The sequence below is a fragment of the Granulicella sp. S156 genome, from assembly GCF_009766105.1.
Taxonomy (GTDB): domain Bacteria; phylum Acidobacteriota; class Terriglobia; order Terriglobales; family Acidobacteriaceae; genus Granulicella.
Genome location: NZ_LMUH01000005.1, coordinates 472,155 through 489,425, shown reverse-complemented (window position 1 = coordinate 489,425; position 17,271 = coordinate 472,155). Strand labels below are relative to the sequence as shown.

The following is a 17,271-nucleotide window of genomic DNA, read 5'->3' as shown; positions in this document are numbered from 1 at the left end:
GCCAAAGGATGACGAGGTTGTCACCGATGGGTCGCACTTTCAGCGCTCTGAATTCAAGGGAGTCTCTAACCCAGGGCGATGCCCTGGGCTGTGATGAAGCCGCCCCTTTGGGGCTGGGTGCGGTGCGGCTTCTATCTGTTTGGGTGAGCACTGGGCGTTCCCTTCTCTGGTAAAGACGTGTGTTGGGGTTGGGCCTTTGTGTCCTTGAAACCCAACGCTAAAGCATTGGGCTGGCCCGGACCTCTCTCAGAGGCAACGGCAAAGGCTCTCAGGAGCGACGGCAAAAGCGTCGTGCCAAAGGATGACGAGGTTGCCTATTTAGCAAGTTGAATTTGAAGATTACGAACTGGACGCAACTGTAGTTCCTGTCTACATTTGAGACTGCCGACTGAGAATAGATTTGCTGGTGACATCCGGGTCACGTAGCCCCGTACATGCCTGATGAAAGGTTTAGGGAGACAAAGACACGATGTCATCGAGCACTGGAATAACGTCCGCCGATACTAGGAGAAAGCCCCTCGCGCCCTGGTGGCATACCCTCCTGGTGCTGGTGCCTCTGGCTGCAATGTCAGTTGCGAGCTGGTACCAGCACGGATTGCCAAACGCGCATCTGCCAGGCATGAGTTCCCGGCTCTCGGGCTATTTCACAGTCATCGCGACAGAGTGGTTTCAGGTGCTTTTAATCTGGCTCGCACTTAGACACCGCAGGCTCTCGATAGGCAGTTTAGTTTCAGGCCGCTGGCAGACACTCGGCAGTTTCTTCAGAGATTTAGGAATTTCCATCGGATTCCTTGTGGTCGCAGTTCCGCTGGCAGGGCTTCTACTGCATTTTGTCAGGGGCAACGCCGATCGCAACATGTCCAATTTCACGCCCAAGACCGTATCCGAGCTTGTTGTATTCCTGATCCTCGCAACGACGGGTGGCGGCTTTTGTGAAGAGTTCATCTTCCGTGGATACCTTACGGAACAATTCAGCGCGTGGACTGGCAATCGTATATTCGCTCTCATCCTTCAAGGGGTGATTTTTGGCCTCGCCCACGGGTACTACGGTAAGGCGATGGTTGTCGTCATGGTCGAGGGCTGCCTCCTGGGATTGCTTGCCTACTGGCGCAAGAGCCTGCGTCCCGGAATGCTGGCCCACGGGCTGCAGGATTCCATCGGCGGCGTAGTTGCATTCTTCTCATGAAGATGGAGACGAAGCTTATCGCTACATCGTAACCTTGTGCGGCAGCAAGCCGAGCAGTCGCCGCGCCTATGCCACGACCTCTACCCGTTATTAAATTAATCGCGCCTGGGAACGGTATTCATTTAGCGAACCTCCAATGGTCGTGTGAGTCGCGGCGAAAGAATAAGCATAAGCGGAACGACTGCTAATGCCGTGACGGCAGCCGCAACGGTTGCCCAGACCAGGCCAGCAGCATCGCCAAGACGCCCGTAAAGCACTGGTGCGAGCGCACTCGATCCGAGAATACCAGTGTAAAAAAGGGCGAAAGCTCGCTCGATCCGATTCGCTGCCACGAGTTCCGGGACCGTGCCGTAAAGTACGGAAGACGTGCCATTGAGCATCACCCCGAGTAGCGGCAGAAGGATCAGGCTCGGTCCGAGAGGCAAGAGCAGCACCGCCAGGATAGCCGCAGCCGTGCCGACCTCAGTGGTCAGTACAGTTGCCAGCAGCCCCAGACGTGCGCCGAGCCAGCCGCAGACAGCTTTGCCGAAAGCCCCGCCGATGAAAACTAACGACAGTGCAAGCCCGACGGTTGTCAGCGCTGCGCCTTTCGTCTTTAGAAGAAAAGGCAGGAACAACAGAAAACCCATGCGGGCAGCAGTATCCAAAACGCCGATGACAAAAAGCAGTACGAAGCCGCCCTTACCCGGAGTCTCCGGGTAAGGTGCCGCGATGGTCTCCAGTTCGGTTGGAGGGGCTGAAACTGGTGGCATCAGCCAACGGATCAATATGGCAACGAGCAAGCCCAAGCCGGCAGCCACCCATAGTGTCGAGCGCCAATGCATCATGGTCAGCAACAGAGAGATGAGCGGCGGAAGCGTCGCTTTGCCTAGATCGCCCGCGAAATTGTAAGTGCCGAGCGGACCTCGCGCCCTGGCGCCATAAGCACGCGACACTGCGGCGGAAGCAAGCGGATGCTGCGTGCTACCGCCAGCACCAGCCAACGCGAGAGAGGCGCACAATCCCACGAGACCACCCGAGAAACCAGCCAGAGCATAGCCAGTTGCACTAAGCAACGTCCCGAGGGCTAAGAGGGTCCGCGCATTCAGACGCTTCGCAAGATGAGCGGACGGAACTTGGAGCGCTGCCAGGATGCCCACATACAGTGCGCGCAGGACCGCAAGCGCGACATAGTCAAGTGAGAACTCCGCCTGCCAAACCGGTAGGAGGACGTAGATCATGTCAGTGAAACCGTCGTGTAATGCGTGGGCAAGACTGGCGAGCGCGAGTGTGCGCCGCGCGCCAAGTGCCTCTGTGACGTCAGAAACCATGCCGCGTCCTTCTGACCGCCTCTGCGAAATCATCAGTACCCACCTCGTCCTCGCCTCTCGGCCAGAACAATTGTCGGATGATTCCGCAGACGCGATCTAGAACGATCTTGCGGTCCGGGCCAGATGGCTTATCCGTGTTGCGCTTCTGGCTTGTTCGGGAGTGCGCGTGTGAAAGCCCTGACGCTCAAGCGACTTGATCGACTCCAGGTGCGACACTTTGCTGATACTCTCCCGGAGTCATTCCGTAGACCCTTTTGAACTGCCTTCCAAAATGGCTTTGGTCGGAAAATCTCAAAGAGAGTGACGTGTCGGCAAGGGACCATCCTTCCGAAATCAGCTTTCTTGACCGCATGAGACGCGCCCTGGCATGAAATGCCAGAGGCGATAGACCAACGTGCTTCGTGAACGCGTGGGCGAAGTGGTATCGACTAACGCCTGCCAAAGAGGAAAGAGAGTCAAGCGACGGGACTTTCTCCAGAGACTTCAGGAGATACGACTCCATCTGGATAACGAAGGCCGGAGGGGCAGAAAACCCCAAAGTGCTTGTAGCGCTACTCTCGCTGAGGATCGTTTGCAGGCGAGAGAGGACCGCTGCCTTTGGCTCGTGCTTCACCTCAACCTTTAGCGACTCAAAGACAGAAATGAAGACATCGAAGAACTTCGGAGTGAGCCAGGATATCGGTGCTGCAGGAGCCTCCACATTCAAACGAACAGCCGGAAGCGTTGCAATCTTGAAGCTGGTGTTCCCTTGATCGAGACAATGGGCTCTATGTACAAATCGGGGAGGCACGAGGACCAATCGTCCCGGCTCCGCAACGATAGAGCTTGATTTGAACTCATAATGACGCTCGCCCTTAGTGACAGCGACCAGTTGCCAACCTTCGTGAAAATGCCAATCTGTGGCGAACGTCTCGACATCCTCGCCGTCGTAGAGTTCAGCTCCAGAGATTGCTTCACTCCAGGAAAGCCTCAACGGTTTACGCACTGACGGCAGCTCAGCCATTCCACGATGACTCCCAATGACCTTCATTTTACGGGTCTATGGTGCCGCTTTGGGGCTGGGTTCGATGCGGCTTCTCTCTGTTTTGGGCGGATGGCCCAGACCTCCCCATGTCGCATGGAAGTGGATGCACCCATTTTTTTCCTGCTCAGACCTGGGCCACACGCCCACAGACCTTAGCGCTCATTGACGGAAGCGTCGTTAGATCGGTAAACAAAAAAGCGTTTATCAAGGCTTGAGCGACGCCAATGCTCTTTCTGTATTGTGGTGTAGCAGAGCACTTTATCTAGTCAGACTTCCACAGAGGAACCTTGAATGAGCATCAGAAGAGCCTCGCAGGCTGACGAATCGGCGGTCATCGCATTGTGGCTCGCGTGCGAACTGGTCACGCACTATAACGATCCTTCCGATGACTTCCGTTTCGCTGTTTGCGGCGTCTGCTCGGATGTGCTGGTCAACGAAGACGAGACCGGCCAAATCGACGGTACCGTTATGGTCGGTCACGACGGTCATAGGGGCTGGCTTTACTATGTCGCTACCGCTCCTCAAGCACGGGGAGCTGGGCTCGGCAGAACGCTAGTGCAAGCAGCGGAGCAATGGCTGCAGCAGCGAGGCGTGGTGAAAGCCCAGCTTCTCGTCCGGGAAATGAATACCAAAGTGGTCGCGTTCTACGAGCACCTGGGCTTCGAGATTACTCCCCGAGTTGTTATGGGCAAGTGGTTAAAGTGAAAACGCCTGTCTGCTCGAGCGCACGATTCTACCCCTCTGTTAGCCTCTTGAGCAGGAGGAAATACCATGACCAAGAGAGTTCTTGCAGCTGCGGGCCTGTTTCTGTCGTTTGCCGCCATCGCGCAACAAGGTGACAGCTCCTACAAGGGCACCATCTCCGATTCCATGTGCGCAGCCAAGCACGTAGGCGCTACCGATAAGGACATCGCATGCGCTCAGAAGTGCGTCAAGGGTGGCTCACCTGCCGTCTTTGTCATCGGCGATAAGGTCTACAAGATTGCCAATCAGGAGTCGGTCAAAGAGCACATCGGCCACAAGGTCCAGATCACGGGCGTCATCACTGGCGACACCATCCGAGTCGACTCCGTCGCGATGTAGTTTCTATCTCCCGGGCAGTTTGCCGATACGAGCAAGAGGCCCGGGGTAAAAGCCTTGACGCAACGGGCGCAACGGTTCGCAAAGGAACGCAACGGCATTTGTGTTTGGGAAGATGCCTGCTCTAAGCACTACAGCCGTTGCGTCGACACCATCTCCAACTGACGCTGTAAAAAGCGCTTCTCCGGCAGGGTGCAGTCGCACTGCAGTGCCGCGGAAAATGCAGCCGCTGCTTCATCGAACCGGCCAAGCGCTGCCAGCACATGGCCCTGCATGGCGGGAAGCAGATGATACTTCTGCAAAGCATTGTTCCCATCGAGAGGTATCAATGCAGCCAGGGCCGCTTCAGCGCCGTGTACCTTCATCACGACCACCGCGCGATTCAGCGCCACTACCGGCGAGTTTGTCAGCTCCATAAGTTGGTCATAGTGCGCGAGGATTCCAGCCCAATCGATCTCCGCTGAAGACGTGGCGCTGGCGTAGGTGGCTGCAATGGCGGCCTGGATATGCCATTCGGAGATGTCGTCTCCTGCGATGGATCGGTCGAAGTAGGAGAAGCCGAGGGCGATGAGATCGTCGTCCCATAGCTTGCGGTCCTGCTCCTCCAGGACAACGAGATCGCCGGAGGCGTCCATCCGGGCGGGCAGGCGTGCTGCCTGCAACGCCATCAAGGCCACGAGCGCGTCCACACGGGGAGCGCCCATCGAAGAAGAGGCAACCAGCCGCCCCAGCCGCAGAGCTTCCAGGCAGACATCGCTGCGGATCAGTTCTTCTCCAGAGTGTGCCGCGTACCCTCCGCTGAACATCAGGTAGATGACCTTGAGCACCGAGTTGAGTCTCAGCTGCAACTGAGTACTGGAAGGCATGGCCAACTTCAGATTCTGTTCGCGGATCAGCCGCTTCGCTCTCGCTATACGTTGCGCAATCGTAGTTTGCTCGGAGAAGAAGATGCGGGCGATCTCTTCGGTGTTGAATCCGCCTACGAGCTTGAGGCTTAGAGCTACCTGTGCATCCGGGGCAAGTTTTGGATGACAGCACATGAAGACCATGCGCAACTCATCGTCGCGCAGGCTTTGTTCGGCATCGAGATCCAATGTGGGCTGAGCTCTGGTTTCAAGCACAGCGACCACCGCATCGGCCTTGCCCTGGAAGACAGCGCTGCGTCGAACAAACGAGATCGCATAGTTATGCGCGGTGCGAAAGAGCCAGGCCTCGGGATTGGGTGGAATGCCCTGAAACGGCCAGGTCTGCGCGGCACGGAGCATGGCCTCCTGGGCAGCATCTTCTGCCAGTTGAAGATTGGTGGAGCCAAGCAGTCCCGCGAGCCAGGCAATCATCCGTCCGGCCTCTCGGCGGAATAGATGCTCCAGCAATACGGGACTGCCTGACTCTTGCATCGAGAGACTCCTACGTGTTGTAGACGATGACCTGGCGAATCTCAATCGTGCCAATGCCGATATGAGGGATGTCGCGAGTGAGCGCGACGGCCTCGTCATAGTCGGCGGCTTCGATGGTGTAAAGGCCGGCCATCACTTCAGCCGACTCGCTAAAGGGACCTTCGGTCACACTCACGCCATCACCACCCTTCGCCCGGATGATCCGTCCTGTATCCCGGACCAACCCCGCGCCGCCTACGACAAAGGGTTTGTTCCGCCAGGCCAGATATTTCTCAACCTTCTTCTGCATCTCCTCCGGGCTCAACTTCTTCCAGGATTCACCGTCATCGCGTAGCAAAATCACATATTGTGGCATCAGATTCTCCTCTTCCCGCTTGGTAAAGCGTACATCTGCACCAATAACGAATGAGGCTGGAAGAAATCGACAGATTTTTTGGGTGATTGCAGAAAAAAACGATGAGTAGGTGGAGGCTCGGACATTAAGGAGCATTGAAGCATCGGGCTTCCGATATACCAATGTACCTTGGTACCACAATGGCAGGAATCGCTGAACCAGGAACACCACTTCCGCCACAAAATGCCACAAAAACTGATGGCTGGGCGGGTAACTGAAACAAAAAGCAGTCTAGACGCTTCGTTGAAAGGTTGGCACCTTCGTCATGACGATTAGAAAGTAGACGGCCACAGCCACCAGGGACAATCCGAATCCGGCGACAGCGATCGAGAGGCCGAGGATGGGGATCAGCTTTCCGAGGATCAAGGCTCCCAGGGGTATTCCGGCGCGGAAGGCGAGATTGTAGACGCTCATTACCCTGCCTCGCATGGAGTCAACAACGATGAGTTGAACGAGGGACAGCATGAGAGACGCCGATGCCATTACGGCTGTGCCGGCGAGGAAGATCAGAATGCAGGAGACCGGGAGCCACTTCGAAAAGGCGAAGCCAGCCGTTGCAAGGCCGAGGGCAAACAAAGCGAGCACCGCAAGACGTCCCTGTCCTTTGAGTTTCTCCATCGCTGCGACCAGGAGGGCGCCACAGATGGAGCCGGCGCCTGAGAAGACCAGCAGAAGTTCGTAGGTGCCTGGGCCTCCGTGAAAGATCGTCCGCACGATGACAGGAAGAAATCCAGTCAGGGAAAAGCCGAATAGCGTAGTACAGAACGCGAGCACAACGAGAGGCTTCAGGCCTTCGCGATCTCGAATAAAGCTGATGCCCTCTTTCATGCTTTTAAGGACCGACGTTTGTGTCTTGGGTGCCACGAATTGAACCTTGATCACGAAGAGAGAGATGATGACCGCGACGTAGGAGAAACCGTTGAGCGCGAAACACCACGTAGGGCCGAAGACGGTATACGCCAGGCCACCGAGCGTGGGGCCGATGATTCGGGCGAGGTTGAACTGAATCGAGTTCATCGAGATGGCATTGGCGAGGTCTTCAGGATCCACCAGCGTTGGCAGCAGCGCGGAATAGGCAGGTCCGCCAAAGGATTGCCCAATCCCAACAAAGAAAGACAAGGTAAGGATGTGCCAGACATGGACTGCATGGGTGGCGAATAATGCTGTCAATACGAAGGCGCAGATCATCTGGATGTACTGCGAGGCGAGCAGCATCTTTTTCCGATCCAGGCGGTCGGCGAAGACACCGCCGACGAGAGAAAAGAGGATGATCGGCAGTTGCCCCAGGAAGAGATCGAGACCCAGGTAAAAGGGATCCTTGGTGAGGTCGTAGACGAGCCAGCCCTGCGCGAACTGCTGCACAAAGGTCCCAATGGTGGAGACACACGCGCCCAACCACATGATGCGGAAGTCACGGTATCGAAACGCGCGGAAGATGCGATGGAGGAAAGGCAAGGATTCGACCACGAAAGATCAGGCTCCGTTCAATGTTGTGACCCGACCTTCGTTGATCCAAGCCTAACCGAAAACAAGGTTGAGAGATGGCGCACTATGTCGTCTTGATAAACCTACAAGGGGGTGGCTTCATGACCGAACCCCTAACTGGCTGACGTCAAAGCCCCTTAACAGTTAGCATAAGGGGTGGTGCATAAGAAGCTTCCTGTAACTAAAGTCGATCTGGTGGGCGTCGGGCTCAACGCAACGGATACCGTCATCCCACTGGCAACCTTCCCTGCTCTCGGGTCCAAGACCGAGTACAGCGAGCGCAGTGTTCTGCTCGGCGGCGAGATCTCTACCGCGGTAATCGCCTGCCGCCGCTGGGGGCTGCGTACCCGGTACATCGGACGTCTTGGCGACGACTATGCGGCACGTCTGCATCGCGCGGCCTTTGACGACGTCGGCGTCGAGACCCACATCCTCACCGTGGAAGATGCGCCGAGCCCGCAGTCGCTGATTCTTGTCGACGGCGCGGGCGAGCGCACCGTGCTGTGCCATCGCGATCCGCGGCTGACCCTGCAGCCGGAGGACATGGAGCGCGAGTGGATTACTTCGGCGCGGGCGTTGCTCGTGGATGGCTATCACACCACTGCAGCCATCACCGCGGCGACCTGGGCGCGCGAGGCTGGCATCCCCGTCATTGCCGACCTGGATGTCATACGTCCCGGCATCAACGACCTGCTGCCGCTGGTGGACTACGCCTTTGCCAGCCGTGACTTTCCGACAGCGCTGACGGGAGAACCGGATCTGAAGAAGGCGCTGGCGAGCCTCCATGATCAGTTTCATTGCCGCCTGGCTGGGGTGACCCTGGGGCTGGACGGCATACTGACCTGGGATGGCAAGCAGTCGATTCAGCGGCCTGCCTATAGGGTTTCGACCGTCGATAGCACAGGGGCTGGCGATATCTTCCATGCCGGCTTTGTCTATGCACATCTGCAGGGGTGGCCGATCGAACGCCAGCTTGATTATGCCTGCGCCGCCGCCGCGCTTAACTGCACTCGTTCCGGTGCTCGTGGACGCATTGGGACTGTCGATGAGATCTCGCATCTCATGGCGGGTGACAAACGGTACGACTTTACTGAGGCGCGGTAAGGACCGTTTATTTATTTGCCTTCATGAACTGACGGATAAAGGCGGCTATCTCGTCGGCTTTGGTATCGAGGGCGAAGTGTCCGGCGTCGAGGACGTGGACCTCTGCGTTGGGTACGTCCTTGCGATAGCGTTCGGGCTCACCGAGGTCGAAGGATAGATCGTGCTTGCCCCAGAGGACTAAAAGCCGGGGTTGGTTTTTCTGAAGCCACGCCTGCCACTTGGGGTAGTCTTCGACGTTGGTGCGGTAGTCGTAGAAGAGATCGCTCTGGATCTGCGCCTGCCCTGGAGAGTTGAGGAACGCGTACTCGTCTGTCCAGAGATCCGGGTCGTAGAGTTCTGTGTTGGGATCGTCTCCGACGTGGCGAGTCTTCGTGGTTGCGAGCGACAGCAGATTTTTGCGGAGTGCTTCTTCGTATGCAGGACGGTCGGTCCAGAAGGCTCGCCGCGTTGCCCAGTTCGCGCCCAGACCTTCGTTGTGAGAGACCGCGTCCTGAACGATGAGAGCCTGTACCCGTTCGGGATGGGTTAGAGCCATGCGGAAGCCTACCGGCCCGCCGTAGTCCTGCATGTAGAGTGTGTACGCGGACAGACCGAGCGCCTGCGTGAAGTCGTTCATGACCGAGGCGATGTGGTCAAAGGTGTAGTCGAACTGTTTGGGATCCGGCCAGTCGCTGTGCCCGAAGCCTGGATAGTCGGGCGCGACCAGATGGTAGTGGTCGGAGAGCTGAGTCAGCAGCGGTTGGAACATCCGCGAGGACGAAGGAAGGCCGTGGAGCAGGAGAATCGTCGGCGCGTCCTTCGGTCCTGCTTCCCGGTAGAAGATGGAGAGCCCATCAACCTTTACGGTGCGATACAGTACCTGCTTTCCCATGGCAACTTCCTTTCGTTGACTGTAGGCGCTGTGTGGCGTCACGGCGAAAGAGGTGAGCGCTATGACCAAGCCTACGATGTTGGCTTTGATGTTCATTTCGGGTTCTCTTTTCTCACACAAGGATAGATGCACTCCTCGGCAGAAGATATTCAGTTCAACGGCAGCCTTGAATCGGCTTCTGGAGTTTGACCGCAATAAGCGGAGTGAGGTTACACCTCAACATCGCTAGCCTCAGATAACGCCGCAGTTTGGCAGAGAGGCGAAGGCGATGAGTGATCCCACAATACAACAGGCGAAGACAGAGGTTGCCGCAGGCCCCGCGAGATCTCTTAGGGCAACATCCCTTAAATCATGGGCCTCCTCACCAGCGGTTCGGCGTGTGATGCAGGGCAATCGATCGCGAGATACCAAACCGGAGATCGCTGTGCGATGCGCGGTGCATGGGATGGGGATGCGCTATCGCGTGTCGGCACGGCCTCTTCCAGGAGTTCGACGGACTGCTGACCTGGTCTTCCGCCGCGCGAAGGTCGCGGTCTTTATAGATGGCTGCTTTTGGCATGGATGCCCAAAGCATCATGCACCGCCGAAGACGAACGCGGGTTATTGGGCTTCGAAGATCGACGGCAACAGAGTTCGCGACCGGCACACTACAGCTTTGCTCAAAGCCGCAGGATGGACCGTGCTGCGGTTCTGGTCGCATGAGGATCCGCTCTGGGTGGCTGGCAGGATTGTGGACGTGATTCGACGCAGGAACGCGCTTTGTTGTCGATCTATCGGCCGAAAGTATTTCATTGGAAAGATTGACCAACCGAGCAGGCATCGTTCCCTCAGCGGCTGAAGCCGTTTTATTTGGGATATTTGACGGCGGGGCTAAAGCCCCGCCCCTGCAAAACAAAGCTTGACTGAAGTTTGAAGCACAGTTTGACGACACACCCTAGATAGAGAGATACAGGACATGAAAAGCCTTTTCGCAGAAGTAGAAGAAGTAGTGGGAGACAGCCTTGGGACCATCGGTGCCCTGCCCGCAGAAAACGCAGTGGCGCGGGTGGATGCGTTCGACTGGAAGCAGATCGGCAGGCATCTGGATGAACAAGGGAGCGCGTTGCTGCAAGGCGTTCTCTCACCTGAGGAATGCCGAGCTCTCGCAGCGCTGTATCCGGAAGAGTCGCTCTTCCGCAGCCGCGTCGTCATGGGGCGGCATGGCTTCGGACGCGGTGAGTATAAGTACTTCAGCTACCCGCTGCCTGAACTTATTCAGGGTCTGCGCACAGCCCTGTACCCTCGCCTTGCGCCCGTCGCGAATCGCTGGAACACCGCCATGGGGATCGAGGTTCGCTATCCGGAGAGCCACGATGCTTTCGTCCGACGGTGTCACGACGCAGGACAGAAACGGCCGACGCCTCTGCTGCTTCAGTACGGCGAAGGGGACTTCAACTGCCTGCATCAGGACCTGTACGGCGAACACGTCTTTCCGATACAGGTGGCGATCCTGCTGTCTGAACCGCAGAGGGATTTTACGGGCGGTGAGTTCGTACTTACCGAGCAACGGCCTCGTATGCAATCGCGGCCGGAGGTTGTTCCGCTTCGCCAAGGCGATGCGGTGGCCTTCGCCGTGCATCATCGGCCAGTTCAGGGAACGCGGGGCACCTATCGGGTTAGCCTTCGCCACGGGGTGAGCCGTCTGCGATCTGGGCAACGACATACGGTTGGCATTATCTTTCACGATGCCAACTAGGACCGCCTCATCCGCTCAAATATTCTGCACAATTGAAGAAAGAGTGATCGCGTTTCGATAAGATGCGAGTGTGTCCAGCACCCCAATAACACCGCAACCGAACGTGACGGAGTTAGAGATCTCTTTCGGCTTCTGGGCCGTCATCGTGTTGACAGGGGCGGGCGCGGGGTTGGCCGGTGGTCTCCTAATGAGGCTGTTGCGGGTGGTGCAGCATCTCAGCTACTCCTATCCGAGTGGGGACTTCCTGCACGGGGTTGAACGGGTCTCCGGCCAACATCGCGTTATTGTGATGGTGCTTGCGGGTCTTGTTGCGGCGAGCGTGCTCTATGCCATGAAACGCTTTGGCATTGAATCGGGCGGCAGCCTGCCGGACGCAGTCTGGAAGAGATCGGGGAAGATGCCGACGGCAGCAACGCTGATCCGCTCCTTTCTTTCCATCATCACCGTCGGAATGGGAGTCGCGCTGGGTCGCGAAGGAGCGCTAAAAGATACGGGAGGGGTTGTAGCGAATAAGCTTTCCGACTGGTTCGGGATGACTCCGGCACAACGACGGTTGCTGGTTGCGTGCGGGGCAGGCGCCGGTATGGCAGCGGCTTACAACGTACCCCTGGGTGGCGCGCTCTTCGCCGCAGAAGTCCTGCTGGGCTCGCTCTCTCTTGCTACCGTGCTTCCAGCCTTTGTGGCTTCGTTCACGGGCGTAGCCGTGTCGTGGCTCCTGCTGCCCAACAAGCCTGCCTACGTCGTACCAGTCCTGCAGGTCTCCCACTCGCTGATTCTTTGGTCCGTCCTCGCAGGCCCACTCATCGGATTCCTATCGATTGGCTATGTGCGCGGGATTGGCTGGGCGCAGACACACAAACCGAAGGGATGGCAGGTGATCGTGCTGCCGCTGGTGATCTTTACAGCGCTGGGTTTGGCAGCTATCAAATTCCCTCAACTTCTTGGCAACGGAAAGAACATCGTACAGTTGACCTTCTTCAACCAGATTGGCGTTGGATTGCTTTGCTGGCTCATCGTTCTACGGCCGCTTGCTACGCTGCTCTGTCTTAGAAGTGGAGCTCCCGGCGGCTTGTTCACGCCGACCATGACTCTTGGCGCGATGGTGGGAGACGGTATGGGACGCCTCTGGAATCACGTTGCAGCAGGAAATGAAGTTGCGAGCTATGCCTTGATTGGTTCTGCTGCGTTTCTAGCCGCAGCCACTCTGGGGCCACTCTCTTCTGCCGTCTTTCTCCTCGAACTGACGCGGCACGCAGACCCGTTGATGGTGCCACTGCTGATCGCTACTGCTGGAGCTACCGTTACGGCTCGGCGTTACACGGTGCATTCCATCTATTCCATTGAGTAATATCAGCGCGATTTTAAAAGACGAATGCCTTAGGAGCTTGAGGTCACACCAGCTTGGCACGTTTGGCGATTCGCGCTCGAGTAAGTGGAGGATCGAGGAGTGTGGGCCTGGATGCGTTCTGTTCGGGTAGCTGATCGTGCAGGACTACGTTGAGCAGCGATTTGTGAACGCGGATGCGGCCGTTGTAATCGATGTAGCCCAACTTCCTGAAGCGATTCATGAAGAAGCTGACGCGTGATCGAGTTGTCCCGATCATCTCCGCAAGAGTCTCCTGGGTTACCGCGGGAAGCAGTGTCTCTGGCTCACCCGGCTTACCAAACTCCGCCATCAACAAGAGTGTCCGGGCCAAACGCCTTTCGCTGGAGTTGAACAGTTGATCGATGAGGTCCGCCTGGGTTTTCAGACTTCGTATCAGGATGAACTTCAAGAAAAAGTCGGAGAACTTATGTTCCTCGTGTAAGACGCGGATCATCTCCTTCTTCGTAATCTGAAGCACCTTGCAAACGGTAATGGCTGTGGCCGTAGCTGGTCGACGCTCATCTGCTCCAGCCATAGCCTCTTCGCCGAAGAAATCTCCAGCGACAAGCAATGTAATCGTGGCCTCCTTACCGCGCTTAGAGACGACGGTGAGCTTTGCCCGGCCACTCTGGAGATAGAACACTGCCTCCGATGCTTCCCCTTGAGCATAGAAGGTCTCTCTCGCCTTGCGAGCGACGATGCGGCGTTCTGATCCTGCAGTCGCGAGAAAAACGATGGTATCAAAGGGTCTCACGTTGGGCTTCTTGTTCGATCCATCCATATGGATGGCCTCTTCCTAAGTGCAAATGAATCGCGAGTGTGAGTTGGTTTGCGGGTAAGCAGGCGTTAGTTCAAGTGCGACACCGCCTTGAAAAGCAAAGCGGCAGAGCTATCGATGCTCTGCCGCTACAATTGCATGCGACCTCTACTGCAAAGGCTGCTGGTTAGCGATGTCCACCACCACCGCCCCCACCACCGTGGGAACCGCCGCCTCCACCATGAGCGCCACTGCCTCCGCCGCCACGAGCTGCACCACCGCCACCATGAGCTACTGCAGCGTGGGATGCTCCGCCACCGCGAGCCGCTACGGCGTGGGATGCACCACCACGAGATGCTCCACCCTGGGAGTAACCAGCGGAAGTTCTAGCTCCACCACCGCCATTGCGTACTGCCGATCCACCGCCTGCGTAACCACGAGATCCGCCACCTGCGTATCCACGATTACCACCGCCGCCGTATCCGCGATTGGCTGCAAGACCGCCTCCGCCGTTATACCTTCCGCCTCCGCCATTGCTGAAGCGATGGCTGCCCCAGCCGTGGCTATAGCCCCAGCCAGACCACGGGCCCATGCCCAGGAAGATGCCGTTATAGAAATAACCCGATCCATAAAACCCATCGGGCGCGCAGGCATAGGGCGCATAGTCGTAGTAGCCATAGGAACAGACGGGTTGCTCCCCTATGCCGATAACGACTTGCGCCTTGGCTGACGACATCAAGACCATAGGTGCGATCAATATTGCTGTACGAAGTAGAACCTTCAGTCCACTCATTTGGAGTCTCCCTCCGACGGTGGCTGCGGCTCCTAGATTTTCCTGGGATACGGCGGTGTCCCGTTTTCGCTCATCCCAGATTTTCGGCTGAAAATAGCGCTCTCTACTATAGATGAGGATTGCAGGTGGAAGGGTGCCCAGCTAAGAATAGTGAGTCAGTTTGAGTTGCTTCCGCATTTATTGTCGCCAGTAGCTCCATCATTGGGGCAGGGCGCGCTAAGCTGCGGTGAAACTCCTAAGTTGGGTTTACTGAAGTTCCGGTGTGAAGGTGCCGGGCTGGCCGGCTGAACAATCACATACTGAATCGAGCTGTTGCAATACGCACAGTCGGCCTCATGGATGAGGCTGCCAGTTTCACCTTCAACATGGGTGAATGTCCTCAAGCACTCCGAGCAGGTCATTACGACGTGTGATTCTCCTGAAGGAACATCGATCCAGACGGGTGCCGGCAAACCAGCTCGATAGATGGAGTACAAACCATCAAACTGAGGCGTTGCTGCAACAAGCTGCAGCAACGCAGTAACCTTCGTTGCCTTTTCATAGAAGGCATCAGCAGCAATGGCTGTGGGTACTGCGCTACCCGAAAACGAGCTGCTCATGGCAATCACCCGGATCGATGGAAATCGGCGGCGGACTACCGAGAGTAATTCAAAACCAGACATGCCGGACATGAAGAGATCGGACAGCAGAATGTCTGGAACTTCGGCCCTCATCTCTGCCAGCGCAGAGAAGCCGTCTTCCGCAGTTCGAACTCTATAGCCCGATTGCGTAAGGATGACGGACAACAAGAGTCGAAGCTGAATATCATCCTCGACAATCAGAATATTTTGCTTCGGAGCGGACAAGTTGCACCTCCATATGAGCTTCTGCATGAAAGCACCGTCATGACAGAATGGCACTCCGCACAACTGTCCGCTGTTCACAATTGCTCACTCTTGATGTTTTTGGCCGGACCGTTCAAACCCAGATCACAACCTACAAAGCAGACGATGGTTACAAAAGTATTACCCCCCCGACTGAGGTTCCTCTCACACTCACATCATCCAATCAAATATGAAAGTGCCGAAGATCTTCGGGAACGACAGAACATTTAAGCAGCCTATTGTTTGGGTGACTACCCTCGTTATGGTTGCGTTTCACCTTGGCGCTATCGCAGCCTTGTTTGTGTTCACGTGGAAGGCATTCCTGATCGCCATGGTCCTGTGGTGGATCGCCGGTGGCGTTGGCATAGGCATGGGATACCATCGGCTGCTTACGCATCGCGGCTATAAGACTCCCAAGTGGATGGAGTATGTTCTGACGGTGTGCGGTACGCTGACGCTGGAAGGCGGACCAATCTTCTGGGTCGCGACCCATCGCATGCATCACCAGAACACCGATAAAGAGGGCGATCCTCATTCACCGCGCGACGGTGGTCTGTGGTCCCACATTGGATGGCTCCTGACGGGCCAGACCATGCACAACGATGCCGTGGAGCTGATGCCTTATGTTTCCGACCTGCGCAAGGACAAGTTCCACGTATGGATCAGCCGCTGGCATTGGGTGCCCATCACCGTCTTGGGCGCCATCCTTCTTGCCGGGGGATGGTCCTGTCTGTTGTGGGGCATCTTCTTCCGCACGGTGATTGGCCTGCACTCTACCTGGCTGGTGAACTCTGCTACCCACATGTGGGGGAAGCGGCGATTCTTTACCAGCGATAGCTCCAGGAACAGCTTCTGGGTGGCTCTATTAACTTTTGGCGAGGGCTGGCACAATAATCATCATGCCCATCCGCAGTCAGCGCGTCATGGTTTGGCGTGGTATGAGTTCGATCTCAACTGGTATGGGATCTCCGCGCTGCGAATGTTCGGGCTTGCATGGGATGTGAAGGCGTGGAAGCTCGGCGGTGGTGGGGATGTGGTCGCAGTAGTCCCATAACGGATTTCCAAGTGAAGGCCATAAGGAGTGGTTTGATCTTCATCTCTTTACGTTTGCCCGCGTGACTTAATTCCCTTTTTGACTGCAGGGGACATTGCCTCCAGCGAGTCGGCATTGCATGATGGAGACAGCATGACGAACGCCACCAAGCATCTGGAGCCACGCTGGCCCGCTCTCATCGCACTACTAGGTGTGGGCGGATTGCGTCTAGCCCTTCCTGAGTCCCTGACGATAGGTCCTGGATGGCTGCTCCTCGTCCTTGTTGGAGTCCTGTTGGTTCCCATTATCTGGGCGCGGCGAAGTGGGTTGGACGATCTCAACAGGATTCTAGGATACGTGGTGACCTCCATCGTGACACTCGACATGATCTGGTCTCTTGGCCTGCTCGTGACGGCGTTGCCTTCGCATAAACAAACGCCCCAAAGCATGCTGTTCTCCGCCGCTGCCTTGTGGATCACGAACGTCCTCGTCTTCGCCTCCTGGTATTGGCGGCTGGATGCAGGAGGGCCTCGTGCCCGTGAACTGCGGGGCGTCCACACTGACGGCGCCTTCCTATTTCCGCAGATGACGCTCAATCGGCAAACCAAACAGGAGATGGGGGAAGAGTGCTGGAGTCCGAATTTCGTGGACTACCTGTTCCTCGCGTTCAATACCAGCACGGCCTTTTCGCCGACGGACTCTCCCGTTCTGTCTCGATGGGCCAAGCTCCTGATGATGGTGCAGTCGCTCATCTCCTTTACGACGGTGGCCCTGCTGGCGGCGAGGGCCGTGAACATTCTCTAGTGTGATGGGTGTTGTTCGTAAAAAGAAGATGTTGACGATACCAGGATTTTCACCCCTCAAAATCCAGTC

General features: G+C 56.8%; 18 protein-coding genes. 9 read left to right on the top strand and 9 right to left on the bottom strand.

Annotation, left to right across the window (positions count from 1 at the left end; all coding sequences use genetic code 11):
* Positions 1-856 precede the first annotated feature (856 nt).
* On the top strand, positions 857-1,186 hold the full coding sequence (locus GSQ91_RS04205; protein ID WP_158819992.1) for a CPBP family intramembrane glutamic endopeptidase: 330 nt from the start codon (positions 857-859) through the stop codon (positions 1,184-1,186).
* 122 nt (positions 1,187-1,308) lie between these two features.
* Here GSQ91_RS04205 and GSQ91_RS04200 read toward each other — a convergent pair whose 3' ends face one another.
* Positions 1,309-2,496, bottom strand: a complete 1,188-nt coding sequence (locus tag GSQ91_RS04200) for an MFS transporter (RefSeq protein ID WP_174240641.1) — start codon at positions 2,494-2,496, stop codon at positions 1,309-1,311.
* A 184-nt stretch (positions 2,497-2,680) separates the two neighbouring features.
* Positions 2,681-3,499, bottom strand: coding sequence for an AraC family transcriptional regulator (locus GSQ91_RS04195; protein WP_158819990.1), 819 nt, complete (start codon positions 3,497-3,499; stop codon positions 2,681-2,683).
* A 312-nt stretch (positions 3,500-3,811) separates the two neighbouring features.
* Here GSQ91_RS04195 and GSQ91_RS04190 point away from each other — a divergent pair, with 312 nt between their 5' ends.
* Together GSQ91_RS04190 and GSQ91_RS04185 are read left to right on the top strand one after the other, a co-directional pair.
* Positions 3,812-4,225 (top strand): GNAT family acetyltransferase, encoded by a 414-nt coding sequence (locus GSQ91_RS04190; RefSeq protein ID WP_158819989.1) that lies wholly within the window; start codon positions 3,812-3,814, stop codon positions 4,223-4,225.
* Positions 4,226-4,291: 66 nt separating this feature from the next.
* Entirely contained in the window at positions 4,292-4,603 is a 312-nt protein-coding gene (locus tag GSQ91_RS04185; RefSeq protein ID WP_158819988.1) for a hypothetical protein, read from the top strand.
* A 128-nt stretch (positions 4,604-4,731) separates the two neighbouring features.
* Here GSQ91_RS04185 and GSQ91_RS04180 read toward each other — a convergent pair whose 3' ends face one another.
* The 3 genes from GSQ91_RS04180 to GSQ91_RS04170 all read right to left on the bottom strand — a co-directional run bounded on the left by GSQ91_RS04180 (position 4,732) and on the right by GSQ91_RS04170 (position 7,858).
* Complete coding sequence (locus GSQ91_RS04180; protein ID WP_158819987.1) at positions 4,732-5,997, bottom strand: RNA polymerase sigma factor; 1,266 nt, start codon at positions 5,995-5,997, stop codon at positions 4,732-4,734.
* 10 nt (positions 5,998-6,007) lie between these two features.
* On the bottom strand, positions 6,008-6,352 hold the full coding sequence (locus GSQ91_RS04175; RefSeq protein ID WP_158819986.1) for a YciI family protein: 345 nt from the start codon (positions 6,350-6,352) through the stop codon (positions 6,008-6,010).
* A gap of 270 nt (positions 6,353-6,622) precedes the next feature.
* The gene (locus tag GSQ91_RS04170; protein WP_158819985.1) at positions 6,623-7,858 is read right to left on the bottom strand and encodes an MFS transporter; all 1,236 of its coding nucleotides are present in this window, start codon (positions 7,856-7,858) and stop codon (positions 6,623-6,625) included.
* A 177-nt stretch (positions 7,859-8,035) separates the two neighbouring features.
* Between GSQ91_RS04170 and GSQ91_RS04165 the strand changes: the two genes are divergently transcribed.
* Complete coding sequence (locus GSQ91_RS04165; protein ID WP_254064350.1) at positions 8,036-8,980, top strand: carbohydrate kinase family protein; 945 nt, start codon at positions 8,036-8,038, stop codon at positions 8,978-8,980.
* Between the two features lie 7 nt (positions 8,981-8,987).
* Here GSQ91_RS04165 and GSQ91_RS04160 read toward each other — a convergent pair whose 3' ends face one another.
* The gene (locus GSQ91_RS04160) at positions 8,988-9,947 is read right to left on the bottom strand and encodes an alpha/beta fold hydrolase (protein WP_158819983.1); all 960 of its coding nucleotides are present in this window, start codon (positions 9,945-9,947) and stop codon (positions 8,988-8,990) included.
* Between the two features lie 172 nt (positions 9,948-10,119).
* On the opposite strand from GSQ91_RS04160, the gene GSQ91_RS04155 reads away from it, so the two are divergent.
* The 3 genes from GSQ91_RS04155 to GSQ91_RS04145 all read left to right on the top strand — a co-directional run bounded on the left by GSQ91_RS04155 (position 10,120) and on the right by GSQ91_RS04145 (position 12,934).
* Positions 10,120-10,689, top strand: a complete 570-nt coding sequence (locus tag GSQ91_RS04155; protein WP_158819982.1) for a very short patch repair endonuclease — start codon at positions 10,120-10,122, stop codon at positions 10,687-10,689.
* A gap of 117 nt (positions 10,690-10,806) precedes the next feature.
* Complete coding sequence (locus GSQ91_RS04150; RefSeq protein WP_158819981.1) at positions 10,807-11,586, top strand: 2OG-Fe(II) oxygenase; 780 nt, start codon at positions 10,807-10,809, stop codon at positions 11,584-11,586.
* A 70-nt stretch (positions 11,587-11,656) separates the two neighbouring features.
* A complete protein-coding gene (locus GSQ91_RS04145; RefSeq protein WP_158819980.1) occupies positions 11,657-12,934 on the top strand; it encodes a chloride channel protein in 1,278 nt (425 codons plus the stop codon).
* Between the two features lie 43 nt (positions 12,935-12,977).
* Here GSQ91_RS04145 and GSQ91_RS04140 read toward each other — a convergent pair whose 3' ends face one another.
* The 3 genes from GSQ91_RS04140 to GSQ91_RS04125 all read right to left on the bottom strand — a co-directional run bounded on the left by GSQ91_RS04140 (position 12,978) and on the right by GSQ91_RS04125 (position 15,347).
* On the bottom strand, positions 12,978-13,733 hold the full coding sequence (locus tag GSQ91_RS04140; protein WP_158819979.1) for a Crp/Fnr family transcriptional regulator: 756 nt from the start codon (positions 13,731-13,733) through the stop codon (positions 12,978-12,980).
* Positions 13,734-13,896: 163 nt separating this feature from the next.
* Positions 13,897-14,502, bottom strand: coding sequence for a hypothetical protein (locus GSQ91_RS25565; protein WP_174240640.1), 606 nt, complete (start codon positions 14,500-14,502; stop codon positions 13,897-13,899).
* Between the two features lie 155 nt (positions 14,503-14,657).
* Positions 14,658-15,347 (bottom strand): response regulator, encoded by a 690-nt coding sequence (locus GSQ91_RS04125; protein WP_158819978.1) that lies wholly within the window; start codon positions 15,345-15,347, stop codon positions 14,658-14,660.
* 208 nt (positions 15,348-15,555) lie between these two features.
* On the opposite strand from GSQ91_RS04125, the gene GSQ91_RS04120 reads away from it, so the two are divergent.
* Positions 15,556-16,419, top strand: coding sequence for a fatty acid desaturase (locus GSQ91_RS04120; protein WP_158819977.1), 864 nt, complete (start codon positions 15,556-15,558; stop codon positions 16,417-16,419).
* A 132-nt stretch (positions 16,420-16,551) separates the two neighbouring features.
* A complete protein-coding gene (locus GSQ91_RS04115; RefSeq protein WP_158819976.1) occupies positions 16,552-17,202 on the top strand; it encodes a DUF1345 domain-containing protein in 651 nt (216 codons plus the stop codon).
* Positions 17,203-17,271: the final 69 nt, after the last annotated feature.

Coding starts and splice junctions, on each gene's coding strand:
- GSQ91_RS04185 (WP_158819988.1), top strand. CDS start 4,292: ATGACCAAGAGAGTTCTTGCAGCTGCGGGCCTGTTTCTGTCGTTTGCC.
- GSQ91_RS25565 (WP_174240640.1), bottom strand. CDS start 14,502: ATGAGTGGACTGAAGGTTCTACTTCGTACAGCAATATTGATCGCACCT.
- GSQ91_RS04175 (WP_158819986.1), bottom strand. CDS start 6,352: ATGCCACAATATGTGATTTTGCTACGCGATGACGGTGAATCCTGGAAG.
- GSQ91_RS04160 (WP_158819983.1), bottom strand. CDS start 9,947: ATGAACATCAAAGCCAACATCGTAGGCTTGGTCATAGCGCTCACCTCT.
- GSQ91_RS04120 (WP_158819977.1), top strand. CDS start 15,556: ATGAAAGTGCCGAAGATCTTCGGGAACGACAGAACATTTAAGCAGCCT.
- GSQ91_RS04180 (WP_158819987.1), bottom strand. CDS start 5,997: ATGCAAGAGTCAGGCAGTCCCGTATTGCTGGAGCATCTATTCCGCCGA.
- GSQ91_RS04115 (WP_158819976.1), top strand. CDS start 16,552: ATGACGAACGCCACCAAGCATCTGGAGCCACGCTGGCCCGCTCTCATC.
- GSQ91_RS04140 (WP_158819979.1), bottom strand. CDS start 13,733: ATGGATGGATCGAACAAGAAGCCCAACGTGAGACCCTTTGATACCATC.
- GSQ91_RS04150 (WP_158819981.1), top strand. CDS start 10,807: ATGAAAAGCCTTTTCGCAGAAGTAGAAGAAGTAGTGGGAGACAGCCTT.
- GSQ91_RS04155 (WP_158819982.1), top strand. CDS start 10,120: ATGAGTGATCCCACAATACAACAGGCGAAGACAGAGGTTGCCGCAGGC.
- GSQ91_RS04200 (WP_174240641.1), bottom strand. CDS start 2,496: ATGGTTTCTGACGTCACAGAGGCACTTGGCGCGCGGCGCACACTCGCG.
- GSQ91_RS04205 (WP_158819992.1), top strand. CDS start 857: ATGTCCAATTTCACGCCCAAGACCGTATCCGAGCTTGTTGTATTCCTG.
- GSQ91_RS04195 (WP_158819990.1), bottom strand. CDS start 3,499: ATGGCTGAGCTGCCGTCAGTGCGTAAACCGTTGAGGCTTTCCTGGAGT.
- GSQ91_RS04190 (WP_158819989.1), top strand. CDS start 3,812: ATGAGCATCAGAAGAGCCTCGCAGGCTGACGAATCGGCGGTCATCGCA.